General features: G+C 65.9%; 3 protein-coding genes and 1 pseudogene. 1 reads left to right on the top strand and 3 read right to left on the bottom strand.

Annotated elements, in window-relative coordinates; genetic code table 11:
* On the bottom strand, positions 1 to 403 hold a 403-nt coding region (locus tag ACGFYQ_RS42100; protein ID WP_393752649.1), incomplete at its 3' end, for a reverse transcriptase N-terminal domain-containing protein.
* A 670-nt stretch (positions 404 to 1073) separates the two neighbouring features.
* Positions 1074 to 1211: pseudogene (locus ACGFYQ_RS42095) on the bottom strand (HNH endonuclease); the annotation flags it as partial.
* 409 nt (positions 1212 to 1620) lie between these two features.
* On the opposite strand from ACGFYQ_RS42095, the gene ACGFYQ_RS42090 reads away from it, so the two are divergent.
* Positions 1621 to 2379 (top strand): alpha/beta fold hydrolase, encoded by a 759-nt coding sequence (locus tag ACGFYQ_RS42090; protein WP_393752647.1) that lies wholly within the window; start codon positions 1621 to 1623, stop codon positions 2377 to 2379.
* A 258-nt stretch (positions 2380 to 2637) separates the two neighbouring features.
* Here the strand turns inward: ACGFYQ_RS42090 and ACGFYQ_RS42085 are convergent, their stop codons facing one another.
* Positions 2638 to 3303, bottom strand: a complete 666-nt coding sequence (locus ACGFYQ_RS42085) for an Imm21 family immunity protein (RefSeq protein ID WP_393752645.1) — start codon at positions 3301 to 3303, stop codon at positions 2638 to 2640.
* Positions 3304 to 3957: the final 654 nt, after the last annotated feature.

Below are 3957 nucleotides of genomic sequence, written 5' to 3'. Positions count from 1 at the left end.
AACTCTTCCGGATAAGGCTTGGGCACAGCGACATCCTTCCCACCTGCCCCACAAGGCAAGCCAGTTCAGATGTCACCCGATCGTGCGGCAGACCCCTTCCTTTGCCTCGCGGCTTGAGGACTGTCTCGCCATCGATTCCAGCTGTACGTCGTCCAGTGCTCGTCTGCGTCACCCGCTTCACGCTCTGGAGCGTGTTTGAGTGCGAGCGCAGCATGAGCTTCTGCAGGTTTCGGACCCTTTTCAGGTTCCCTTGTTGCGCAGCCTTGAAGATCCTCTGCCGAAGCCGCTTTACGTTGCGCTCCGTCTTGACCCAGTCGATGCTGTGCCAGTAGGAGGCGTCGTCCGAGGTTCCGTTCCCCGGGGCCGACTTCTCGGTTCCCTCCGCCTGCGCTTCGGCATCCAATTTGCCACCTCCGGTATCTAACTTGCGCCTCAGTTATTGCCGATTCGCTGATTGTCTTCAAAGGCCCACCTGACCCGCGTGGGCTCCCTTTCGGGCCAGACATTGAGTCCGTATCTGCCGGGTTATGCGTGGCGGGTGAGACCCCGGGCTCCACGTTTTCCCCTGAGCTTTCGCTCCAGCAGCATTCGCTTCTCGGGTCATCCTGCTCCCGCAAGGGGTTTCGGCCTTCGTTGCCTCCGGCTTACCAGCTTCCGCTGGACCCTTACGGGGTTGTCGTGTTCCACTCCTGTCAGTTACGTCCGAAGGAGGACGCCTCGTATACCCCGGGACCGATGGTGATCGTGCCCTTCTAACTACGGAAGAAGGGCCATTCGGATGCTTTCCAGCTCCAGGTCCTCTTTCGTGTCGCCGACAACGGACCATTGCGACACAGCACTCTGACGGGGCCTCATCGGAGGTTCACTTTCGTTCGCCCTTTCCAGACTTCCCCTCTGCCTGTTTTCCGCGATGGCCCGCGGCGCCTTGGGCTTTCTGGGTCAGTCGGCTTAGCACAGTCCCGTTACCAGGACTGCACCCGACTTAGGGGATCGGCCTGTTGATCACTTGGCCGAGGGCGACCCATTCCTCTAGGGTCGCCTGCTGATCAAGAGCGACTTCACGCCGCACCGCAGTACGACCACCAGGCACCGCCGGTCAGCGCGCAGCCCGGCTCGACCTCCGGCGCCTCCACAGCCTCTTGAATCAGCACCTCCATCCTCGTGTTGCAGCCGTCCGAGGGGTTCGCGCCGGCATTCCAGTGCCGGAAGCTCGCCACCACCCGAGCCCACGCCGAACAACAAGCCGCACGCTGGGTGATCGTCGTTCCCGAGAGCGTGGACACGTCGGAGTCTCCGTCGGTCAGCGCTCTCGGATTCGCCACCACCACCAACGGCCCGCCGTCCATTCACTCACCGGGCCAGGGTCCGGCAGAGTCCGACGCTCGAACTCGTCATCTATTCGCTGCACCAGCAGGGCGCCTGGTACCTCCCTGCCGGTACTTAGCCGGTCGGTCCTGAGAAAGGAACCCGACTGGCCCGGACGTGACCGGCTGACCCCTCACCCCACCCCCGAGGTCCAAGCACGCCCCCTGCCCTCGGGGCCGCCGGCACATGCGCCGAGCGCCTGAGGGCTCGGGGGTGGTGCTTGTCGACCAGGCGTGGGTTTCTACGATCACAGGCATGCGTCATTCCTTCCTTCACCGCGGCCGTCGTTTGTCCTACCTCGATTTCGGTGGGCCCGGCCAGCCCGTGTTGGCCCTGCACGGGCACTACAACGAGGCCGCCGCGTTCGCTCCCTTGGCCGCCGCACTCTCCCCGGATTGGCGGGTGTTGGCGCTGGACCAGCGCGGGCACGGGGAATCCGATCGCGCCGACTCCTACGGCCGGGACGACTACGTCGAGGACGTGGCCGCCTTCCACGACCACCTCGGGCTCGGCCCACTGCCGGTGGTGGGGCACTCCCTCGGCGGGGTCAACGCCTACCAATACGCCGCCCGACACCCCGAACACGTCGCCGTCCTGGTCGTCGAGGACATCGGCGCTGTCGTCGACATCGACACCGCCTTCACCCGCCGCCTGCCCGGACCACAACCCACCCGTGAGGCACTGGCCCAAGCACTCGGAACCGCCGCACCCTACCTGGAGTGTTCCTTCCGCAAGAAGGACGACGGGTGGGGATTCTCCTTTGACATCGACGACACCATCGCCTCCCAACAAGCCCTCACCGGCGACCACTGGGCCGACTGGACCACCCTGACCTGTCCGACCCTCCTCGTCCACGGAACCCACAGCGACGAGATCACCCCCGACCACGCCCGCGAGATGCACGCCCGCCACCCAGGCCCCGTCCACCGCGTCGAACTCGCAACCGGACACGTCGTCCACCACGACGCCCCAGACGACTTCGCAAACGCCCTCCGCACCTTCCTCACCACCTGACGCCAACGCACAACACCCCGGGGCCGAAGCACGACATCCGTGTGTTCGGCTGGGCCCGTCCCGAACCGGGAACATCGTCGACCGTAACGTCCGGGCGCAGCGGCTTGAAGCGCGCCGGGTGCCGGTAAACACCGCCCCGGTCGACGGCCGTGTCGGCGCTGATCTCCGCGACGAGCTCGGGGGCCGGTGATGGCGACCGATGACCGCTTTGGTGGTGATCCGGCGGCGGAGTTGTACCTTCTCTGCGCCAACGTCGGGTCAGGTCAGCTCAACGAATCGGTGGACGCGAAAGGACGTCAGGTGGTCTGGTTCGATGCTTGCCGAGTCCACCCTGTAGCGGCCAGCGCCGAGTCCGAGAACGGTGCAGTCCGTGAGTGTCCCGGCTTCCGTGCCGAAGTAGGCGGCGTCGAACATGACGAGCTTGCCAGTGGTGCTCAGCACAGGTCCTGCGTCCCACTCGGCGGTGGGAAGCCTGGCCAGGATGATGTCAGCGACACCTTCCTCGCTCTCCGCGTAACACCAGCGGACAAGGACTCGGTGCTCGGGAAGATAGGTGGTGGAGAGCGGTTCGTCCCCGAGGACGAGTGCCTCGGCTCCGCCAGGAAGTTCGAGCACTCCAACGAGGTCCATCACCTCGCAGGCTCGGTCGTAGTCGCCCTCCGTTCCCGACCAGTGCGACAGCGCGGCGTGCGGCACCACGATGAACGGGCCGCCCTCCGTCTCCAGCCACGTCAACGACATGACGCCTCCAGCTTCAAGATCTCGGTTCTGTCCGGCAGCGTATGTGCCGGTCGGACAGGGCGGCCTCGTGCCTGTGGTGGTCGGGGGTGCACGGGGACGGGCATCGAGGAGGTCGCCACGTGGTCTGAGGGCTTCCAGTCGGGCGCGGCGTTGCCGGTAGGGATAGTTCAGCAGCTCGGTCATGTCCTGCTGCAGGATGTCGAAGGCGATGAAGAACGCGGGGAGGGACGTTACGAGCCCACGCGCGCTGCGGCCGCGGGCGGCAGCGCGGCGCTGCTCCCTCGAACGACAACCGGCCCGCTTGCGGATCCCAGACGACGAGCTCCCCGTCGAGCACCAGACCGTCCGGCAGCTGCTCGGCGGCGACGGCGAGATCAGGGAAGGAGTCCTGGACCATCGAGCCCTGCCGGGTCTGCACCAGCAGCTGGCCGCCCAGCCCGGTGGAGGGCAACAGGAGCGCCGGACAACCGTCGATCTTCTGCTCAACGCCCGGTCGCCCAGCACGCCGGGGACCGGCACCGACCCCACAGCCTGCGCCGGCACCGGCTCCACCGGCGGCCGCAACGTCACCCCGGGTCCTCCTCACGATCGCCCCCTCTTCCAGGGTCCCCTGCCTGCTGACCAACGGGCGCCGCGATCACCCCTCCCGGAGAGGGAAACCTGACCGGGCAACCCCTGGAAGGGCCCACACTCGGGAGAAGGGCGGCCGAAATTGCCAACTAACCAGATCAGATGTCCTCTAACTGATCGTTTCAGAATGAGTCGAGCTGCGGTCTTGCGCTCAACGATCTTGGTCGGCAGGGTGTCCGGAGTGCGTGCTGATCTTGTTCCTGACGA

Origin of the sequence: Streptomyces sp. NPDC048258 (assembly GCF_043201995.1) — a bacterium.
In the GTDB taxonomy this organism is placed as follows: Bacteria; Actinomycetota; Actinomycetes; order Streptomycetales; family Streptomycetaceae; genus Streptomyces.
This window is presented reverse-complemented; position numbering and strand designations above follow the sequence as displayed.